Annotated in this window: 14 protein-coding genes; 10 read left to right on the top strand and 4 right to left on the bottom strand. The window is 66.6% G+C overall.

What is annotated here, in order from left to right; genetic code table 11:
- Nucleotides 1-2862 (bottom strand): bifunctional diguanylate cyclase/phosphodiesterase, encoded by a 2862-nt coding sequence (locus tag CBY09_RS18370; protein WP_094291011.1) that lies wholly within the window; start codon nucleotides 2860-2862, stop codon nucleotides 1-3.
- A gap of 218 nt (nucleotides 2863-3080) precedes the next feature.
- Nucleotides 3081-4217, bottom strand: a complete 1137-nt coding sequence (locus CBY09_RS18375; RefSeq protein ID WP_094291012.1) for an iron-containing alcohol dehydrogenase — start codon at nucleotides 4215-4217, stop codon at nucleotides 3081-3083.
- 97 nt (nucleotides 4218-4314) lie between these two features.
- On the opposite strand from CBY09_RS18375, the gene CBY09_RS18380 reads away from it, so the two are divergent.
- Genes CBY09_RS18380 through CBY09_RS18390 form a run of 3 tightly spaced genes read left to right on the top strand, consistent with a single transcriptional unit; the run spans nucleotide 4315 to nucleotide 7076 of the window.
- The gene (locus CBY09_RS18380) at nucleotides 4315-5184 is read left to right on the top strand and encodes a 2-keto-4-pentenoate hydratase (protein WP_094291013.1); all 870 of its coding nucleotides are present in this window, start codon (nucleotides 4315-4317) and stop codon (nucleotides 5182-5184) included.
- Between the two features lie 60 nt (nucleotides 5185-5244).
- On the top strand, nucleotides 5245-6207 hold the full coding sequence (locus CBY09_RS18385) for an alpha/beta hydrolase (protein WP_094291014.1): 963 nt from the start codon (nucleotides 5245-5247) through the stop codon (nucleotides 6205-6207).
- An 8-nt stretch (nucleotides 6208-6215) separates the two neighbouring features.
- Nucleotides 6216-7076 (top strand): YbgC/FadM family acyl-CoA thioesterase, encoded by an 861-nt coding sequence (locus CBY09_RS18390; RefSeq protein ID WP_094291015.1) that lies wholly within the window; start codon nucleotides 6216-6218, stop codon nucleotides 7074-7076.
- A gap of 60 nt (nucleotides 7077-7136) precedes the next feature.
- Here CBY09_RS18390 and ygfZ read toward each other — a convergent pair whose 3' ends face one another.
- The gene (gene ygfZ, locus CBY09_RS18395) at nucleotides 7137-8045 is read right to left on the bottom strand and encodes a CAF17-like 4Fe-4S cluster assembly/insertion protein YgfZ (RefSeq protein WP_094291016.1); all 909 of its coding nucleotides are present in this window, start codon (nucleotides 8043-8045) and stop codon (nucleotides 7137-7139) included.
- A gap of 45 nt (nucleotides 8046-8090) precedes the next feature.
- On the opposite strand from ygfZ, the gene mltG reads away from it, so the two are divergent.
- The 6 genes from mltG to CBY09_RS18425 all read left to right on the top strand — a co-directional run bounded on the left by mltG (nucleotide 8091) and on the right by CBY09_RS18425 (nucleotide 12690).
- Nucleotides 8091-9077, top strand: a complete 987-nt coding sequence (gene mltG / locus CBY09_RS18400) for an endolytic transglycosylase MltG (RefSeq protein ID WP_420807460.1) — start codon at nucleotides 8091-8093, stop codon at nucleotides 9075-9077.
- A gap of 15 nt (nucleotides 9078-9092) precedes the next feature.
- Nucleotides 9093-9770 carry a dTMP kinase gene (gene tmk, locus CBY09_RS18405; RefSeq protein ID WP_094291018.1) on the top strand — a complete coding sequence of 226 codons (678 nt, stop codon included), beginning with the start codon at nucleotides 9093-9095 and terminating at the stop codon, nucleotides 9768-9770.
- Nucleotides 9767-10774, top strand: a complete 1008-nt coding sequence (locus CBY09_RS18410) for a DNA polymerase III subunit delta' (protein WP_094291019.1) — start codon at nucleotides 9767-9769, stop codon at nucleotides 10772-10774. Before tmk ends, CBY09_RS18410 begins: the two co-directional genes overlap by 4 nt.
- A 15-nt stretch (nucleotides 10775-10789) precedes the next feature.
- Nucleotides 10790-11149, top strand: a complete 360-nt coding sequence (locus CBY09_RS18415) for a PilZ domain-containing protein (protein ID WP_015013859.1) — start codon at nucleotides 10790-10792, stop codon at nucleotides 11147-11149.
- 63 nt (nucleotides 11150-11212) lie between these two features.
- Nucleotides 11213-12019 carry a TatD family hydrolase gene (locus CBY09_RS18420; RefSeq protein WP_094291020.1) on the top strand — a complete coding sequence of 269 codons (807 nt, stop codon included), beginning with the start codon at nucleotides 11213-11215 and terminating at the stop codon, nucleotides 12017-12019.
- The gene (locus CBY09_RS18425) at nucleotides 12016-12690 is read left to right on the top strand and encodes an ankyrin repeat domain-containing protein (RefSeq protein WP_094291021.1); all 675 of its coding nucleotides are present in this window, start codon (nucleotides 12016-12018) and stop codon (nucleotides 12688-12690) included. The genes CBY09_RS18420 and CBY09_RS18425 overlap by 4 nt, the downstream gene beginning before the upstream one ends.
- A 28-nt stretch (nucleotides 12691-12718) precedes the next feature.
- On the opposite strand, the gene msbA is transcribed toward CBY09_RS18425, so the two are convergent.
- Nucleotides 12719-14521: a lipid A export permease/ATP-binding protein MsbA gene (gene msbA, locus CBY09_RS18430; protein ID WP_094291022.1), complete on the bottom strand. Its 1803-nt coding sequence runs from the start codon at nucleotides 14519-14521 to the stop codon at nucleotides 12719-12721.
- 184 nt (nucleotides 14522-14705) lie between these two features.
- On the opposite strand from msbA, the gene tolB reads away from it, so the two are divergent.
- Complete coding sequence (tolB, locus tag CBY09_RS18435) at nucleotides 14706-16025, top strand: Tol-Pal system beta propeller repeat protein TolB (protein ID WP_094291023.1); 1320 nt, start codon at nucleotides 14706-14708, stop codon at nucleotides 16023-16025.
- Nucleotides 16026-16055 lie beyond the last annotated feature (30 nt).

Genomic DNA, 16055 nt, shown 5'->3' on the forward strand with positions numbered 1-16055 from the left:
TCAAGCCGACGCAGGGCGCCGCTCGGCCGCGTTCTGCACCGCCCGGGCGGCGTGGCGGGCCGCATGGTCGCGTGCCCAGCCCAGCACCTCGTGGGCGGGCATGGGCCGCGCGATGCCGTAGCCCTGTGCCCGCTCGCAGCCCAGCTCCAGCAGCCGGGCCGCATGTTCGGCAGTTTCCACGCCTTCGGCCACCACATGGCGGTGGAAGGCGGCGGCCAGGGCCACGATGGCCTGGACGAGGGTGAGGTCGTCGCCGTCCTCCAGAATCCCGCGCACGAAGGACTGGTCGATCTTGATCGTCTCGGCGGGCAGGCGCTTGAGGTAGGACAGCGACGAGTAGCCGGTGCCGAAGTCGTCCAGCGCAAATCGCACGCCCAGGGCCTGGCAGCTTTGCATCATGCTGCGCATGTACTGCATGTCTTCCAGCGCGGCGGATTCGAGGATCTCCAGCTCCAGCCGGGTGGGGGACACCTCCAGGCATGTGTGCAGGATGTCCTTGAGGCGCGGCACGAAGTTGGGCCGGTGGAAGTGGGGTGCGGCGATGTTGACGCTGACCTCCCACAGCATGCCCGCGTCTGTCCACTGCCGCATCTGGGCCAGGGCCTGGCGCAGCACCCATTCGCCCAGCTCGACCTGCAGGTCGGTGTCTTCCACCAGGGGCAGCAGGTGTTGCGGGCCCAGCAGGCCTTCCTGCGGGTGCTGCCAGCGCAGCAGGGCCTCCAGTCCGATGATCTCGCCGGTGCGCAGGTTGACCTTGGGCTGGTAGTGCAGCACCAGCTCGCCCGCGTGCAGGGCCTGGGCCACGCGGGTCTGGCGGGTGTGCTGGGTCTGCACGGCGTGGTCGTGCTGCACGTCGAACACATGCAGCTGGTTGCGGCCGAAGCTCTTGGCCTGGCACATGGCCTGGTCGGCGTGGCGCAGCAGGGTGTCGGGACTGGCGTTGTCGTGCGGGAACACGGCCACACCAATGCTGACAGTGGTGTTCACCTCGTGGTTGTCGATGGCATAGGGCGCGGCCAGTTGGTCCATGAGCACAGCCAGGCGGGCTTCGATGGCCGGGATGTCGGGCTGTTCGCCCAGCAGCAGCACGAATTCGTCGCCGCCCATGCGGGCCACGGCGTCGCTGGGGGTGATGAAGGCCCCCAGGCGCCGGGCGGTTTCCTTGAGCAGGCGGTCGCCCACACGGTTGCCGAACGCATCGTTCACGGCCTGGAAATGGTCCAGGTCCAGCATGCATACGGCCAGCAGCAGGCCCTTGTTGCGGGCCACGAACAGGGCGTGCGTGAGGCGCTCGGCCAGGGCAGTGCGGTTGTAGAGCCCGGTCAGCGGGTCGTGCCGGGCGTGCCAGGAGATCTGGTGGCGCAGGTTGCGGGCTTCGGTCACATCGCGAAACACCAGCACGCAGCCCACGGCCAGGCCGTTGTGCTGGCGGATGGGCGAGGCGGTGTATTCGATGGCGTAGCGCTCGCCCGAGCGGTGGATCAGCACCTCGTGGGTGGCCTGCTGCAGCATACCGGGCTGGCTGTCGCGCTCAGCGGCCGTGCTGGCGTTGCGGCTGGCGGGCTCTTCGTACAGGCGGAACACATCGTCCAGCTGCCGGCCCACGGCCTGCTCGGCCGTGAAGCCGGTCATGAGCTGCGCGGCCTCGTTGAGGGTGTCGATGCGTCCCGCCAAGTCGGTGGTGATGACCCCGTCGCCGATGGAGGCGAGGGTGACTTCGGCGCGTTCTTTTTCGGCCTGCAGGGCTTCTTGGGCGCGCTTGCGTTCGGTCACGTCCACCAGGGTGCCGATGGTGCCCGCCAGCGCACCGCTGGTGCTGGTGAAGGGCGCTTCGTAGTACGCCATGTACAGCGGCGGCTGGTGGGCGGGGTGGAGGGGGTGGATGGCGACCACGTTGTCCTGCGCGTTGGCGACCTGGGCCGAGTGTTCGGGCGCCAGGGCCTCGGGCACGTTGGAGGCGTGGTGGGTACCCGTCGGGTCCACCTGCGCCTGGAAGAGCCGCTGCCACGCACGGTTGGTGTCCACATAGGTGCCGTCGGCATCGCGCACAAACACGGGCAGGGGCAGGGCGTCGATCAGCTGCCGCGTGAAATGCAGTTGCTCGCTTTGCTGGCGCTGGGTTTCGTGCAGCGACAGCACCAGCGACTGGACCTTGCCCGCCATGTCGTTGAACGCCTCGGCCATGGCCCGGGATTCGAGGGTACCGGTCACCTCCATGCGGGTGCCCAGGTAGCCCTGGCGGAACGCATCGGTGGCCTGTGCCAGCCGCCGCAACATGCGCGCATTGGCGCGCAGCAGCAGGGTGAGCAGGAACAGGATGGTGAAGATATTGAGCGCCGAGATACGGGCCTGGACGATCACCGTGCCCCAGACGCGGTCCACCAGCGGCTGGGTTTGCAGCGCGATGCTCAGGCGGCCAGGGGTGCCGTCGGCCAGGCGCTGGGCGGATTGCTGCAGGGGCTGGGGGATGTCCAGCCAGCGGGCGAACCAGGCCGGGGCTGTCGGGGCGGTGGGGATGGGTGCGTGTACCTCGGCGGCAGGCAACGCGGGTTGCTGGGCCGACTCGGAGGGCACCCATCGGAGCGCCTGCACGCCGGGGCCCAGGTGGGTGATGCCGTCCTGCAGGATGCTGCTGAGGGTGGCTGCATCAGCGGTGGGCACCGCCGCGAGGCGCGGCAAGAGGTAGTCGCTGGCTCGGCGCAGCTCGGCCGTAGCATGGCGGTGGACCTCTTCGGTTTCGGCCTGCAGCAGGTAATGGTAGCGCACGCCACTGACCAGCAGGATGATCAGCACGATGGGGATGTAGAGCCGGGGGTAGGTGCCCCGCAGAAGCCAGGTGCTGAGATTTGCGGTGCGCGTCATCGGCGGTGGCCCTCTCCCCCGTCCCAGGTAATGAATCGTTAATTAATGGTGAACCGGGGGAGTCTAGCCGCTGGTGCTGCGCGGGCTGCTTTTTCACCGCAGCTTGGTGGGCGACTGTGGTGAGGTTGTGACATTTTGTAATGATCAACCCCGGGTCACGGCTGCCGGGGCCTGCGTGGTCGGCTGAAGTCCAGTGCCAGGCCCGGACGGCCACCGTGTCAGAGCGATTGCGCCAACATGTCCCGGTACTCCTCGGGCGTGGCAATGCGCGGGTTGGTCTTGTGGCAATGGTCGGCCATGGCGCCTTTGATGATGTCGTCGAACATCGCCTCGTTCACGCCCATGGCGGCCAGGCCGGTGGGCAGGCCCAGGCGGGCGTTCATGTCGCGGATGGCCTCGGGGATGTCGCCTGCGCTGGCCAGGCCCATGGCGTGGGCCATGCGCTCCAGGCGCCTGTCCTTTTGCACCGATTCTGCCTGTGCGTTGAAGCGCACCACGGCGGGCAAAAACATGGCGTTGAGCGTGCCATGGTGCAAGCGCGGGTTCACGCCGCCCAGGCTGTGGCTGAGCGAGTGCACGGCACCCAGGCCCTTCTGGAAGGCCATGGCGCCCTGCATGCTGGCGCTCATCATGTGCAGGCGTGCGTCGCGGTCGCTGCCATTCTTGGTGGCCTGCTCGATGTTTGCCCAGCCGCGCGTGAGGCCATCGAGCGCAATGCCGTCGGCGGGTGGGTTGAACGCGGCAGACATGAAGGTTTCCATGCAGTGCGCAATCGCATCCATGCCCGTGGCCGCCGTGAGCATGGGGGGCAGGCCCAGCGTGAGTTCGGGGTCGCAAATGGCCGTCTTGGGCACCAGGTTCCACGAGTGAAAGCCGAGCTTGCGGTGGTCGTCCACGATGATGATCGCGCCGCGCGCCACCTCGCTGCCCGTGCCGCTGGTGGTGGGCACGGCGATCAGAGGCGCGGCGCGGTCCGTGATGCGCGGCGAGCCGCCTTCGATGGTGGCGTAGTGGGTCAGCGGCCCCTCGTGCGTGGCCGCAATTGCGATGCCCTTGGCGCAGTCGATGGCGGAGCCGCCACCCACGGCAATCAGGCCGTCGCAGCCCTGGGCCTTGTACATGTCCACGGCGGCGCGCACAGCGGCCTCAGTGGGGTTGGAGGGGGTCTGGTCAAACACGGCCACCGTCATGCCGGGCAGCGCATCGAGCGCCTTTTGCAGCACGCCAGCGGCTTTCACGCCGGGGTCTGTCACGATCAGCGGGCGGGTGATGCCCACGCGCTCGCATTCCTGCTTCAGCAGTTGGACGGCGCCGAATTCAAACTGGATCTGGGTGACGTAGTAGATGAAAGCCATGGTGCAACAGGATGTGTGAATAGGAGTGCCAGCGATTACGATAGCCCGCCAGCCCTTGGTATGGGTTCTGAGCCCACTTTATAAGGAGGAGACACGCGTGAAAACGAAGCAAACCCTGATGGCGGCCCTGCTGGCCGTCGCATCTGTGACAACGGCCCAGGCCCAGTGCCTCACGGACGCGCAGGCCGCCGACCTGGTGGCCAACTATGTGGCCAAGACCCCGGCCGCCAACCCCGAGAACCTCACCGACGCAGATGGCGCCTGCACACGCGGCAAGGTGAACGCGTTGCTGGCCCAGCGCATGGGCAAGGTGATCGGCTACAAGGCCGGCCTGACCAACCCCGCCGTGCAAAAGCGCTTTAACACCGACAAGCCCGTGTGGGGCAAGCTCTACGAAGGCATGGTGCTGGCCAGCGGTGCTACGGTGGACCCTGCATTCGGTGCCCGCCCCCTGTACGAGGCCGACATGCTGGTGCGCGTGAAAAGCGCTGCCATCAACCAGGCCAAGACCCCCATGGACGTGCTGGACGCGGTGGACCAGATCATCCCGTTCATCGAACTGCCCGACCTGATGGTGCAGGCGCCACCCAAGCTCAACGGTGCGGGCGTGACGGCTATCAACGTGGGTGCTCGCCTGGGCGTGGCCGGTGCGCCCATTGCGGTGCCCGTGTACCGGGGCGAACGTTTTGCCATGCTCAAGGCCCTGGCCGACATGAACGTGTCGTTGACCGATGGCGCGGGTGCGCGCCTGGGCGGCGGCAAGGGCAGCGACATCCTGGAGCACCCGCTCAACGCCGTGGTGTGGCTGGCCGGTGCGCTGGCACAGGAAGGCCTGGCCATGCAGCCGGGCGATCTGATCAGCCTGGGCTCGTTCTCGTCGCTGCTGCCGCCCAAGTCGGGTTTGTCGGTGACAGCGACCTATGAGGGCCTGCCAGGCGCCGCACCCGTGCGCGTGACCTTCAAGTAAGTCTCCCCATCAGCCCGCCGCTGCGCGGGCGTTTTCTTTCTGCCACCGAGACCCTCACCGTTGACTGACCTGCACATCCACCACACCCGCCTGACTCCGCAGATGCGCAGCGTGCTCGAACGCATGGCCCGCGCCGGGCACCCGCCGCTGCACACGCGCACGCCGCAAGAGGCACGCACCGCCTACCAGGCAGGTGCCGATGTGCTGGAGGTGCCCAAGGCTGCGCTGGCGCGGGTGGAAGACCTGCAGATCCCGGCCCGCGACGGTGCTCAGCTGCCCGCTCGGCTGTACGCACCCAGCACAGACAAGGGCCTGCCCATGCTGCTGTACACGCACGGAGGCGGCTTCACCATCGGCAACATCGCCACGCACGACATCCTGTGCCGCGAGCTGGCGCGCCTGGCCGGTTGTTTGGTGGTGTCGCTGGACTACCGGCTGGCGCCGGAGCACCGCTTTCCCACGGCCAGCAACGATGCCTGGGACGCGCTGCAGTGGCTCGCTGTCAACGCGGAACGCCTTGGCGCTGACCCCCAGCGCCTGGCCGTGGGCGGTGACAGCGCGGGCGGCACGCTGGCCGCTGTCAACGCCATTCTGGCGCGCGATGCGGGCCTGCCGCTGGCGCTGCAACTGCTGATCTACCCCGGCTGCGCGGCGCACCAGGACACGCCGTCGCACGCCACCTTTGCACGCGGCCTGGTGCTAGAGGAGCCCGCCATCAGCTGGTTCTTCGGCCATTACGTAACCACGCGCGAGGAGCGCGAAGACTGGCGTTTTGCCCCGCTGCTGGCGCCGGATGTGGAAGGCGTTGCGCCCGCCTGGATCGGCCTGGCCGAATGCGACCCGCTGGTGGACGAAGGCATTGATTACGCCGACAAGCTGCGCCTGGCGGGCGTGCCGGTGGATATGGACATCTACCGGGGTGTGACCCACGAATTCATCAAGATGGGCCGCGCCATCCCCGAAGCGCGCAAGGCCCATGCCGACGCGGCCCGTGCGCTGCGCCTGGCTTTTCACCTGGAGTAAATCAATCCATGCAACGCAGTGACTTCCGTTGTTTCCACCGCCTGCGCGTGCGCTGGGCCGAGGTGGACATGCAAAAGATCGTGTTCAACGCGCACTACCTCATGTACATCGACACGGCCATGTCCGACTACTGGCGCGCGCTGGCATTGCCGTATGAGTCCAGCCTGCTGGCCCTGGGCGGCGAGCTGTATGTGAAAAAGGCCACCGTGGAATACCACGCCTCGGCGCGGCTCGATGACACGCTGGACGTGGGTATGCGGTCCACGCGCATCGGCAACTCGTCCTGCCTGTTCACGGCAGGCATTTTCTGTGGCGACCGGCTACTGATCTCGGCCGAACTGGTTTATGTGTTTGCCGACCCGGCCACGCAGACCTCCCGCCCCGTGCCGCCCGCACTGCGCGCGATCTTTGAAGGCTTTGAAGCGGGCGCCGAGATGGCCGAGGTGCGCACCGGCGACTGGAACACCCTGGGCCGTGACGCAGGCCGCGTGCGCACGGCGGTGTTTGTGCACGAGCAGGGCATTCCCGCCGAAGTCGAGGCCGATACCCACGACATCTCAGCCCGCCATGCCGTGCTCTACAACCGGCTGGGCATGCCCATCGCTGCAGGCCGCCTGCTGCAGCCCTCACCCGGCGTGGGCCGCATTGGCCGCATGGCGGTGGACCGCTCGGTGCGTGGTGCGCAATGGGGGCGACAGTTGCTGGATGCGCTGGTGGACGCGGCGCGTGCCCGGGGCGACACCGAGGTGCAGCTGCACGCCCAGAGCAGCGCCGAGGGCTTTTACCGCCGCGCGGGGTTCGCCGTGGTGGGTGAGCCCTATGAGGAAGCCGGTATCGCGCACATTGCGATGGCGCGGCAGTTACAGTGATTTGCTATTAAAAAGTGAGCTTCCTGCGCTTGATAGACGAGCGCAAGAGCCCATTTTTGTTCAAATATCTTCGAGCAGAGGGTAGGGCAGGGGACCCAACGACAGCGCCACGCCGCCCGCCGCACCTACCTGCAAGTTGCCTTCTTGCGCTGCGCTGATCTGCAGCGACACGATGGTGTCGAAACCTCCGCCCGGTGCGGGTGCCACCTGCACGACCGTGCCGCAGGGCTGCTCCAGGTCTGCTGTGTTGAACACCTCGGCACCCACGGCCACCTCGGCCGCCGCGTGGGCGATGTAGGCGCGGCGCTTGAGCGTGCCGCGAAACTGGCTGCGCGCCACCACTTCCTGGCCGGGGTAGCAGCCCTTCTTGAAATTCACGCCGCCCACGGATTCGTAGTTGAGCATCTGGGGCACAAAGGCCTCGACCAAGGGCGTGGTCAGCGTGGCCACGCCACTTTTTACTTCGCTCCAGCGCCACAGCGCCTCGTCCAGTGCGGGGCCTGTGGGGGCGGGGTCTGCTGCCGGGGCCACCCACAGTGCGCGGGGCTGGCCGTTGGCGGGATAGAGATGGATCACCGACGCGCTGCCTGTGTCGGTCTTGGTCCAGGCGGGTTGGCTGCCGCCGGGCACGGCGTCTCCGGCCAGGCCGTACAGGGCAAAGTCGTTGGTGGCGTCGGTGAGCTTGGCTTTGGCGCGCAGCACAAACATCGACAGGCGCTTGAGTGTGGGCGGCAGCAGGTCGCGGCTGCAGACCAGCAACACTTCGGTGGCGCTGCGCTTGAAGCCAATGAAGCTGGCCTGCATCCGGCCCTTGGCCGATAGGAAGGCCGCGAGGCGGGCCTGGTCCATGCCGAGCAGGGCGAAATCCTGGGTAAGCTGGCCGTGCAGAAACTTGGCGGCGTCTTCGCCTTCCACGCGAATCACGCCGAGGTGGGACAGGGGGGCAATGCCATTCAAGGGGTAGGTCATCGCTGAATTATGATGCCCTGTTTCATACATACAGACGGCAGGGTTGTGCGACGTTTACTGGCTTTGATCGTGTTGGTGGGGATCGCACTGGGCGGTGCCGCTTACTGGTGGCTGCACCAGCCGCTGGACCTGGGGCCCGAGCCGCTGGAATTGGCCATCGAGCCCGGTACCACGCCGCGCGGCGTGGCCCGCGATGTGGTGGCGGCCGGGGTCAAGACGGATGCGCGCCTGCTCTACGCCTGGTTCCGCGTCTCGGGGCAAGACCGCGCCATCAAGGCTGGCAACTACGAAATCCCGCCCGGCACCACGCCCATCAGCCTGCTGCAAAAGCTCGCCCGGGGCGAAGAGGCTCTGCGCGCACTCACCCTGGTCGAAGGCTGGAATTGGCGCCAGGTGCGCCAGGCGCTGGCCAAGGAAGAGCAACTCAAGCGCGACTCCGCAACCCTGACCGACGAAGCGCTGATGGCCCAGCTGGGCCGCCCCGGCGTGGCGCCCGAGGGGCGCTTCTTCCCGGACACCTACACCTACGCCAAAGGCTCCAGCGACATCGCCTTGCTGCGCCGGGCGATGCATGCAATGGACCGCCGCCTCGAAGCCGCCTGGGCGCAGCGCGCGACCGACACGCCGCTCAAGTCGGCGGACGAGGCGCTGATCCTGGCCAGCATCGTTGAAAAAGAAACCGGTAAGGCCAGCGACCGGGGCCAGATTGCGGGCGTGTTCGTCAACCGCCTGCGCGTGGGCATGCTGCTGCAGACCGACCCCACGGTGATCTACGGACTGGGCGAAAAATTTGACGGCAACCTGCGCAAGCGCGACCTGCAGACCGACACCCCCTGGAACACTTACACCCGCCCCGGCCTGCCGCCCACGCCCATTGCCATGCCCGGCAAGGCCGCGCTGCTGGCCGCCGTGCAGCCTGAGGCCACGCGCGCGTTGTATTTTGTGGCCAAGGGCGATGGCAGCAGCCACTTCAGTGCCTCGCTGGAAGAGCACAACCGCGCCGTCAACCGCTATCAGCGCGGGCAGCAGTAATCAAGCAAGGCCACCATGTCACGACCCGGACTGTTCATCACTTTTGAAGGCATCGACGGCGCAGGCAAGTCCTCGCACATTGAGGGCCTGGCGGCCGCGTTCCGCACCCAGGGCCGCACGGTTACCGTGAGCCGCGAGCCCGGCGGCACGCCGCTGGCAGAAAAGCTGCGCGAGATGGTCCTGAACGACCCCATGGATGCGCTCACCGAGTCGCTGCTGATCTTTGCCGCCCGCCGCGATCACCTGCGCAATGTGATCGAGCCCGCTCTGGCCCGTGGCGACGTGGTGCTGTGCGACCGGTTTACCGACGCCACGTTTGCCTACCAGGGCGCGGGGCGCGGCTTTGATCTGGGTGTGCTATCAACTTTGGAGCGCTTGGCGCAGACGGGACTAGCGCCTGAGGCCAGTTTGATGCGTGAACCCGACCTGACGGTTTGGTTTGACCTGGCGCCCGAGGTGGCGGCCGAGCGGCTAGCCGGTGCGCGTGTGCCTGACCGCTTCGAGGCCCAGCCGGTCGAGTTCTTCCGCCGCGTGGCCCAGGGCTATGCCGACCGTGCCGCTGCGGCGCCACAGCGTTTTGCACGCCTGGATGCAGCGCAGGAGCGCCACCGCGTGTGGCAACAGCTCACCAGCGTGTTTGTGCGCAAGGGCTGGCTGGCCATCATGGTGGCCACGCAGGGAGGGCCGCAATGAGCGAAGCCGCCGTTACTCTGGCACCCTGGATCGCTGCACAGCGCACCAGCCTTCTGGCACAGCGCGGCCATGCATGGCTGTTGCAGGGGCCGTCGGGCCTGGGGCAGTACGCCCTGGGGCTGGAAATGGTCCGTGCCTGGTTGTGCGATGCGCCGACAGAGCAGGGCGCCTGCGGCCACTGCGGCAGCTGCCACGCCATCGACGTGCGCACCCATGCCGACCTGTGCGTGCTGATGCCCGAGGTGCAGATGATGGCGCTGGGCTGGCCCCTGTCGGAAAAGGCCCAGGCCGACATCGATGACAAGAAGCGCAAGCCCAGCCGCGAGATCCGCGTGGAGGCCATGCGTGATGCGGTGGAGTTCTCGCAGCGCACCTCTGCGCGGGGCAAGGGCAAGGCCGTGCTGGTCTATCCGGCCGAACAGATGAACCATGTCACGGCCAACGCGCTGCTCAAGACGCTGGAAGAACCGCCGGGCGACGTGCGTTTTGTGCTGGCCAGCGAGGCTGCGCACCAACTGCTGCCCACCATTCGCAGCCGCTGCCTGGGCCACACCATGGTCTGGCCTGTGGAGGCCGACAGCTTGGCCTGGTTGCAGGCCCAGGGCGTGGCCCGGGATGCTGCAGCGTCGTTTCTGCGTGCAGCAGGCGGGCGGCCCGAGGACGCCCTGGCGCTGGCCCAGTCGGGCCGCAGCCCGCAGGCCTGGTCCGCCTTGCCCCAGGCCGTGGCGCGGGGCGATGTGACGGCGCTGGGCGACTGGGCTCCGGCCCAGGTGATCGACGCGCTGCAAAAGCTCTGCCACGACCTGCTGGCCGCCAGCGTGGGCGCTGCGCCACGCTACTTTGCGTCGGCCGACCTGCCCAAGGCACCGCCGCTGGGCGCGCTCACGCGCTGGTCGCGCGCGCTGTCCAAGGCCGCGCGCACGGCAGACCATCCGTTCAATGGCGGGCTCATGCTGGAGGCGCTTGTCGCCCAGGCGCGAAACACCCTACACTCCAGACACTAAGTCGCACCCCCACCCATGAGCAGTCCATCCACCGCGCCCCGTCCCAGCGTCATGCAGCTGGCCATCAAGGAAAAGGCCGCGCTTTATGCCGCCTACATTCCTTTTTTTGCCGAAGGGGGCATCTTTGTACCCACCCAGCGTGACTACAAGCTGGGCGACGATGTGTATGTGCTGCTGACCTTGCCCGACGACACCCAGCGCTATCCCGTGGCAGGCCGCGTGGCCTGGGTGACGCCGGCCCGCGCGGCAGGCAATCGCACCCAGGGCGTGGGCATCCAGTTCCCCAAGGACGAAAAATCCCGCCAGCTCAAGGCCAAGATCGAGGAACTGCTGGGAACTGCGCTGGGCTCGGACCGTCCTACCCAGACCATCTGACCGCGCCGCCGCTGCCCCCGTGCCGACCCGCGCTGGCTGGTCGGCATTTTTGTTTTTCATCACATGTTCACTGATTCGCACTGTCACCTCAACTTCCCGGAACTGGTCAGCCAGTTGCCCGCCATCCGCCAGGCCATGGCCGAGGCGCAGGTCACCCGGGCCCTGTGCATCTGCACCACCATGGAAGAGTTCGAGGGCGTGCACGCCCTGGCCCTGGCCCATGACAACTTCTGGAGCACCGTGGGCGTGCACCCCGACAACGAGGGCGTGACCGAGCCCAGCGTGCAGGACCTGCTGGACCGCGCGGCCTTGCCCCGCGTGGTGGCGATTGGCGAGACCGGCCTGGACTACTACGGTATGGAAGAACGCAAAGGCGGGCGCAGCATTGCTGACCTGGAGTGGCAGCGCGACCGTTTCCGCACTCACATCCGCGCGGCACGCGCCTGTGGCAAGCCCCTCATCATCCATACGCGCAGCGCGTCGGATGACACGCTGGCCATCTTGCGGGAAGAGGGCGAGGACGGTGCGGGCAACAAGGCGGGCGGCGTGTTCCACTGCTTTACCGAGTCCATGCAGGTGGCGCGCGCCGCGCTGGATCGGGGCTACTACATCTCGTTCTCGGGCATCGTCACCTTCAAGAGCGCGCAGGAGCTGCGCGACGTGGTGGCCTTTGTGCCGCTGGACCGCATGCTCATCGAGACCGACAGCCCCTACCTGGCCCCGGTGCCTTACCGTGGCAAGACCAACAACCCGTCGTACGTGCCCCATGTGGCCCGGCAGGTGGCAGAGACCAAGGGCCTGGCGCTGGAAGTGGTCGCCGAGGCCACCAGCCGCAATTTCGACCGCTTGTTCCCGGGGGTGATGGCATGAGCCTGCAACGACGTTCTGCCTTGGCTGCTGTGGCGTTGGGCCTGGTGTCTGCCCGGGCCTGGGCGGGTGCTTATGAAGATTTTTTTGTAGCCATCCTGCGAGACGATGGCGATGCGATCGCTGCATTGCTGCGCCGGGGTTTTGACCCCAACACGCGCGACCCCAAGGGGCAGGTGGGGCTCACGTTGGCTTTGCAGAACGGTGCCAACAAGGCCTTTGCAGCACTGTTGGCCTCGCGCCAGGTGAATGTGGAAGCCCGCAATGCCCAGGACGAGAGCCCGCTCATGATCGCCGCGATCAAGGGCAACGTGGATGCGGTGAAGGCGCTGATCGCCCGAGAGGCCGATGTGAACAAGACCGGCTGGGCGCCGCTGCACTATGCGGCATCGGCGGGCTCGCCGCAGCATGCGGTCATCATCTCGCTGCTGCTGGAGAACCATGCCTACATCGATGCCACCTCGCCCAACGGCACCACACCACTCATGATGGCCGCGCACTATGGCTCGATTGAAGCGGTGCAGCTTTTGCTGGACGAGGGCGCAGACCCTACGCTCAAGAACCAGCTGGGTTTGACTGCCGCCGATTTCGCCTTGCGTGTGAGCCGCACGGAGTCTGCCGAGAAAATTGCTGCCGCCATTCGGCGGCGCCAGCCCAACCGGGGCAAGTGGTAAACAGCAGGTAGCCTGCTGTCGCCGAGGGCTACTCTGGCGCGGCGCCGCCAACGGCTGGACGCGCCTGCAGACGGGCATACAGCCCACCTTGCGCCATCAGTGCGCTGTGGGTACCTTGTTCGGTAATGCGACCCCGTTCCATGACAACCACGCGGTCGGCATGTTCGATGGTGGACAGGCGGTGCGCAATGACCAGCGTGGTGCGGCCCTGCATCAGGCGCTGCAGGGCGTCCTGCACCAGCCTTTCGGATTCGGTGTCGAGCGCTGAGGTTGCTTCGTCCAGGATCAGGATGGGGGCATCCTTGTACAGGGCCCGTGCAATGGCCAGCCGCTGGCGCTGCCCGCCCGACAGTTGCGTGGCGTTGTGGCCGACGATGGTGTGGATGCCCTGCGGCAGTCCCGCGACATGCCCTGCCAGGTTCGCGGCTTCCAGACATTCGTGCACCCGTTGTTCGTCCACCGTGGTTCCCAGTGCCACATTGGCTGCAATGGTGTCGTTGAACATGACCACGTCCTGGCTCACCATTGCAAACTGCGAGCGCAGCGACCCCAAGTCCCAGTCCTGAACGGGATGACCATCGACCAGGATGTTGCCCTCTACCGGTGCAATAAAACGCGGCAGAAGGTTGACGAGTGTGGTCTTGCCTGCACCGGACGGGCCAACAAGTGCCACGATTTCACCGGGCGCCACTTTCAGGCTGATCTGGTCCAGGGCAGGCGCATGGTCCGGCCCGAAGGACACCGTGACCCGTTCCAGCGCCAGCTCGCCCCGGACCCGATCGGTGCGGTACTGGCCGCCACTTTCGGCGCCGGTCTCGCCCAGCAGGGCCAGGCCGCGCTCCAGCGCCGCCACGCCGCGCGTGATGGGGCTGGCAACATCGGCCAGGCGCCGGATGGGGGCGATGAGCATCAACATGGCCGTGATGAAGGCGGCAAAGCCCCCCACCGTGACACCCTTGGCATCCACGGCCCCACGGCTCTGCCAGAGTGCGATGCAGATCACCACCGACAGTGCGGCTGCGGCGAGCAGCTGGGTCAGTGGTGTCATGGCTGCGGATGCAATCGTGGATTTGATGGCCAGTCGCCGCAGGCTGTGGCTGAGGCCCTCAAAGCGCCGGGCCTGGCTCTCCTGGGCACCGTGCAGCCGAACCATGCGGTGAGCCAGCACGTTTTCCTCCACCACATAGGCCAGTTCGTCCGTGGCCTGCTGGCTGCTTTTGGTGAGGTGGTAAAGCCGCTTGGACAGCGTCTTCATGATCCAGGCGACGCCGGGCACCACCACTGCCACGATCAGGGTCAGCTGCCAGTTCAGGTAGAGCAGGTAGAACAGGAGCGCGACCAGCGTGAATCCGTCGCGCGAAATCCCCATCAGCGCCTGCACGAGCAGTGTTGACCCGGTCTGGACTTCATAGACCACGGTGTTGGACAGCGCACTGGCGGATTGGCGGCTGAACAGGCCCATTTCTGCGGCAAGCACCCGTTCAAACAACGAAGTGCGCAGGGTAAGCATGCCTTCATTGGCGATGCGCGCGAGGGCGTACTGGCCCACAAACTGGGCAAGCCCGCGCACGAAGAAGATCCCCAGAATGGCAAGAGGGACCATCCACAGCTCCAGGCTCCCTTGGGTGAAGCCTTGGTCCAGCAGGGGCTGCAGCAGGGCCGGGATGAGGGGTTCGGTCACTGCCCCCACGAGGGTGGCGGCAATCGCCAGGCCCCAGGCCAGCCGCTGGCCGCCGAAATAGACGGACAGCCGCTTCAGGCGCGTGGTCAGGCTGGCGGGTGGCGAGGAGGGGGCGTGGGCAGGCGTAGAGCCCGTGTCGGTGGCATGCATGTGGCCCGGATTCTAAGGTTGTGCTCCTTGGGGCCGCAGTCTGTGCCCAAGGCGCATACCCAGCCCAACCGGATATGGTGCACATGAAGCACATGTGGAGGCACAGTTTGTCACAGGGGGTTTACCGCTGTGTGTACCATTCAGGGTTGCCCTTCGGCATTTGTTCGGCCACTGCTGGATGCCAATGACCACAGATCGAATCTCCAAACACCTCTCCTTTGCGGCTTCGCCGCTTCCCTTGCGCCGCCAGCTTTTGGCCGCGCTCATTGCAACCCCCTCCCTTCCGGCCCTGGCGCAGTTTCGCGTCGAGGTGACGGGCGTGGGTCTCACCCAGTTGCCCATCGCCATTGCCCCCTTCCGGGGCGAGGCACAAGCCCCCCAGAAGATTGCGGCCATCATCCAGGCCGATCTGGAGCGCAGTGGCCAGTTTCGCGCCATCGACGCTGCGGGCGCGGCACTGGACGAAACCGCCCGTCCCGATGTAGCGCTGTGGCGGCAAAAAAGTGCCGACTCGCTGGCCACGGGCAGCGTGACGCGGCTGGCCGACGGGCGTTTTGATGTGCGCTTTCGGCTGTGGGACGTGGTCAAGGGGCAGGACCTGGGAGGGCAGAGTTTTGTCGTGACCCAGGGCGACTTGCGCCTGGTGGCACACCGCATTGCCGATTTCATCTACGAAAAGCTCACGGGCGAGCGCGGCGTTTTCTCAACGCGCATCGCCTATGTGACCAAGACGGGCCCCCGTTACAGCCTGTGGGTGGCCGATGCCGATGGCGAGAACGCGCAATCGGCGCTGTCGAGCCCGGAGCCCATCATTTCCCCCGCCTGGTCGCCCAATGGAGGGCAGCTGGCCTATGTGTCCTTCGAATCCCGCAAGCCGGTGGTCTATGTGCACGACGTGGCGTCAGGCCGTCGCCGCCTGATTGCCAACTTCCGGGGCTCCAACAGTGCGCCTGCCTGGGCACCGGACGGGCGTTCGCTCGCGGTGACGCTGAGCCGCGACGGTGGCTCGCAGCTCTACACCATCGACGCGAATGGCGGTGAGCCTCGTCGCCTGATGCAGAGCTCCGGCATTGACACCGAGCCGGTGTTCTCGGGCGATGGCCGCAGCATCTTTTTTGTTAGTGACCGTGGTGGCGCCCCCCAGATCTACAAGGTAGGTACCTCGGGCGGAAACGCCGAGCGCGTAACCTTCACGGGCACCTACAACATCTCGCCCACGGTGAGTCCGGACGGGCGCTGGCTGGCCTATATCTCCCGCGTGGGCGGGGCTTTCAAGCTGCACGTGATGGACCTGTCCACAGGCACCGTGAATGCCGTGACCGACACCATGGCCGACGAAAACCCGAGCTTTGCCCCGAACAGCCGCCTCATCGTGTACGCCACCCAGCAGCAGGGGCGTGAGGCACTGATGACCACCACGCTGGACGGCAAGATCAAGGCCCGCCTTGCAGGGCAGGCGGGCGATCTGCGCGAACCCGACTGGGGTCCGTTTCAAAAGCAATGAACTTATCGACATTTTCAGTTATCAAGCCTT

Source organism: Acidovorax kalamii (assembly GCF_002245625.1).
In the GTDB taxonomy this organism is placed as follows: Bacteria; Pseudomonadota; Gammaproteobacteria; order Burkholderiales; family Burkholderiaceae_C; genus Acidovorax; species Acidovorax kalamii.

Coding starts and splice junctions, on each gene's coding strand:
- CBY09_RS18390 (WP_094291015.1), top strand. CDS start 6,216: ATGCAACGCAGTGACTTCCGTTGTTTCCACCGCCTGCGCGTGCGCTGG.
- CBY09_RS18415 (WP_015013859.1), top strand. CDS start 10,790: ATGAGCAGTCCATCCACCGCGCCCCGTCCCAGCGTCATGCAGCTGGCC.
- tmk (WP_094291018.1), top strand. CDS start 9,093: ATGTCACGACCCGGACTGTTCATCACTTTTGAAGGCATCGACGGCGCA.
- CBY09_RS18370 (WP_094291011.1), bottom strand. CDS start 2,862: ATGACGCGCACCGCAAATCTCAGCACCTGGCTTCTGCGGGGCACCTAC.
- tolB (WP_094291023.1), top strand. CDS start 14,706: ATGACCACAGATCGAATCTCCAAACACCTCTCCTTTGCGGCTTCGCCG.
- ygfZ (WP_094291016.1), bottom strand. CDS start 8,045: ATGACCTACCCCTTGAATGGCATTGCCCCCCTGTCCCACCTCGGCGTG.
- CBY09_RS18425 (WP_094291021.1), top strand. CDS start 12,016: ATGAGCCTGCAACGACGTTCTGCCTTGGCTGCTGTGGCGTTGGGCCTG.
- CBY09_RS18375 (WP_094291012.1), bottom strand. CDS start 4,217: ATGGCTTTCATCTACTACGTCACCCAGATCCAGTTTGAATTCGGCGCC.
- msbA (WP_094291022.1), bottom strand. CDS start 14,521: ATGCATGCCACCGACACGGGCTCTACGCCTGCCCACGCCCCCTCCTCG.
- CBY09_RS18420 (WP_094291020.1), top strand. CDS start 11,213: ATGTTCACTGATTCGCACTGTCACCTCAACTTCCCGGAACTGGTCAGC.
- CBY09_RS18410 (WP_094291019.1), top strand. CDS start 9,767: ATGAGCGAAGCCGCCGTTACTCTGGCACCCTGGATCGCTGCACAGCGC.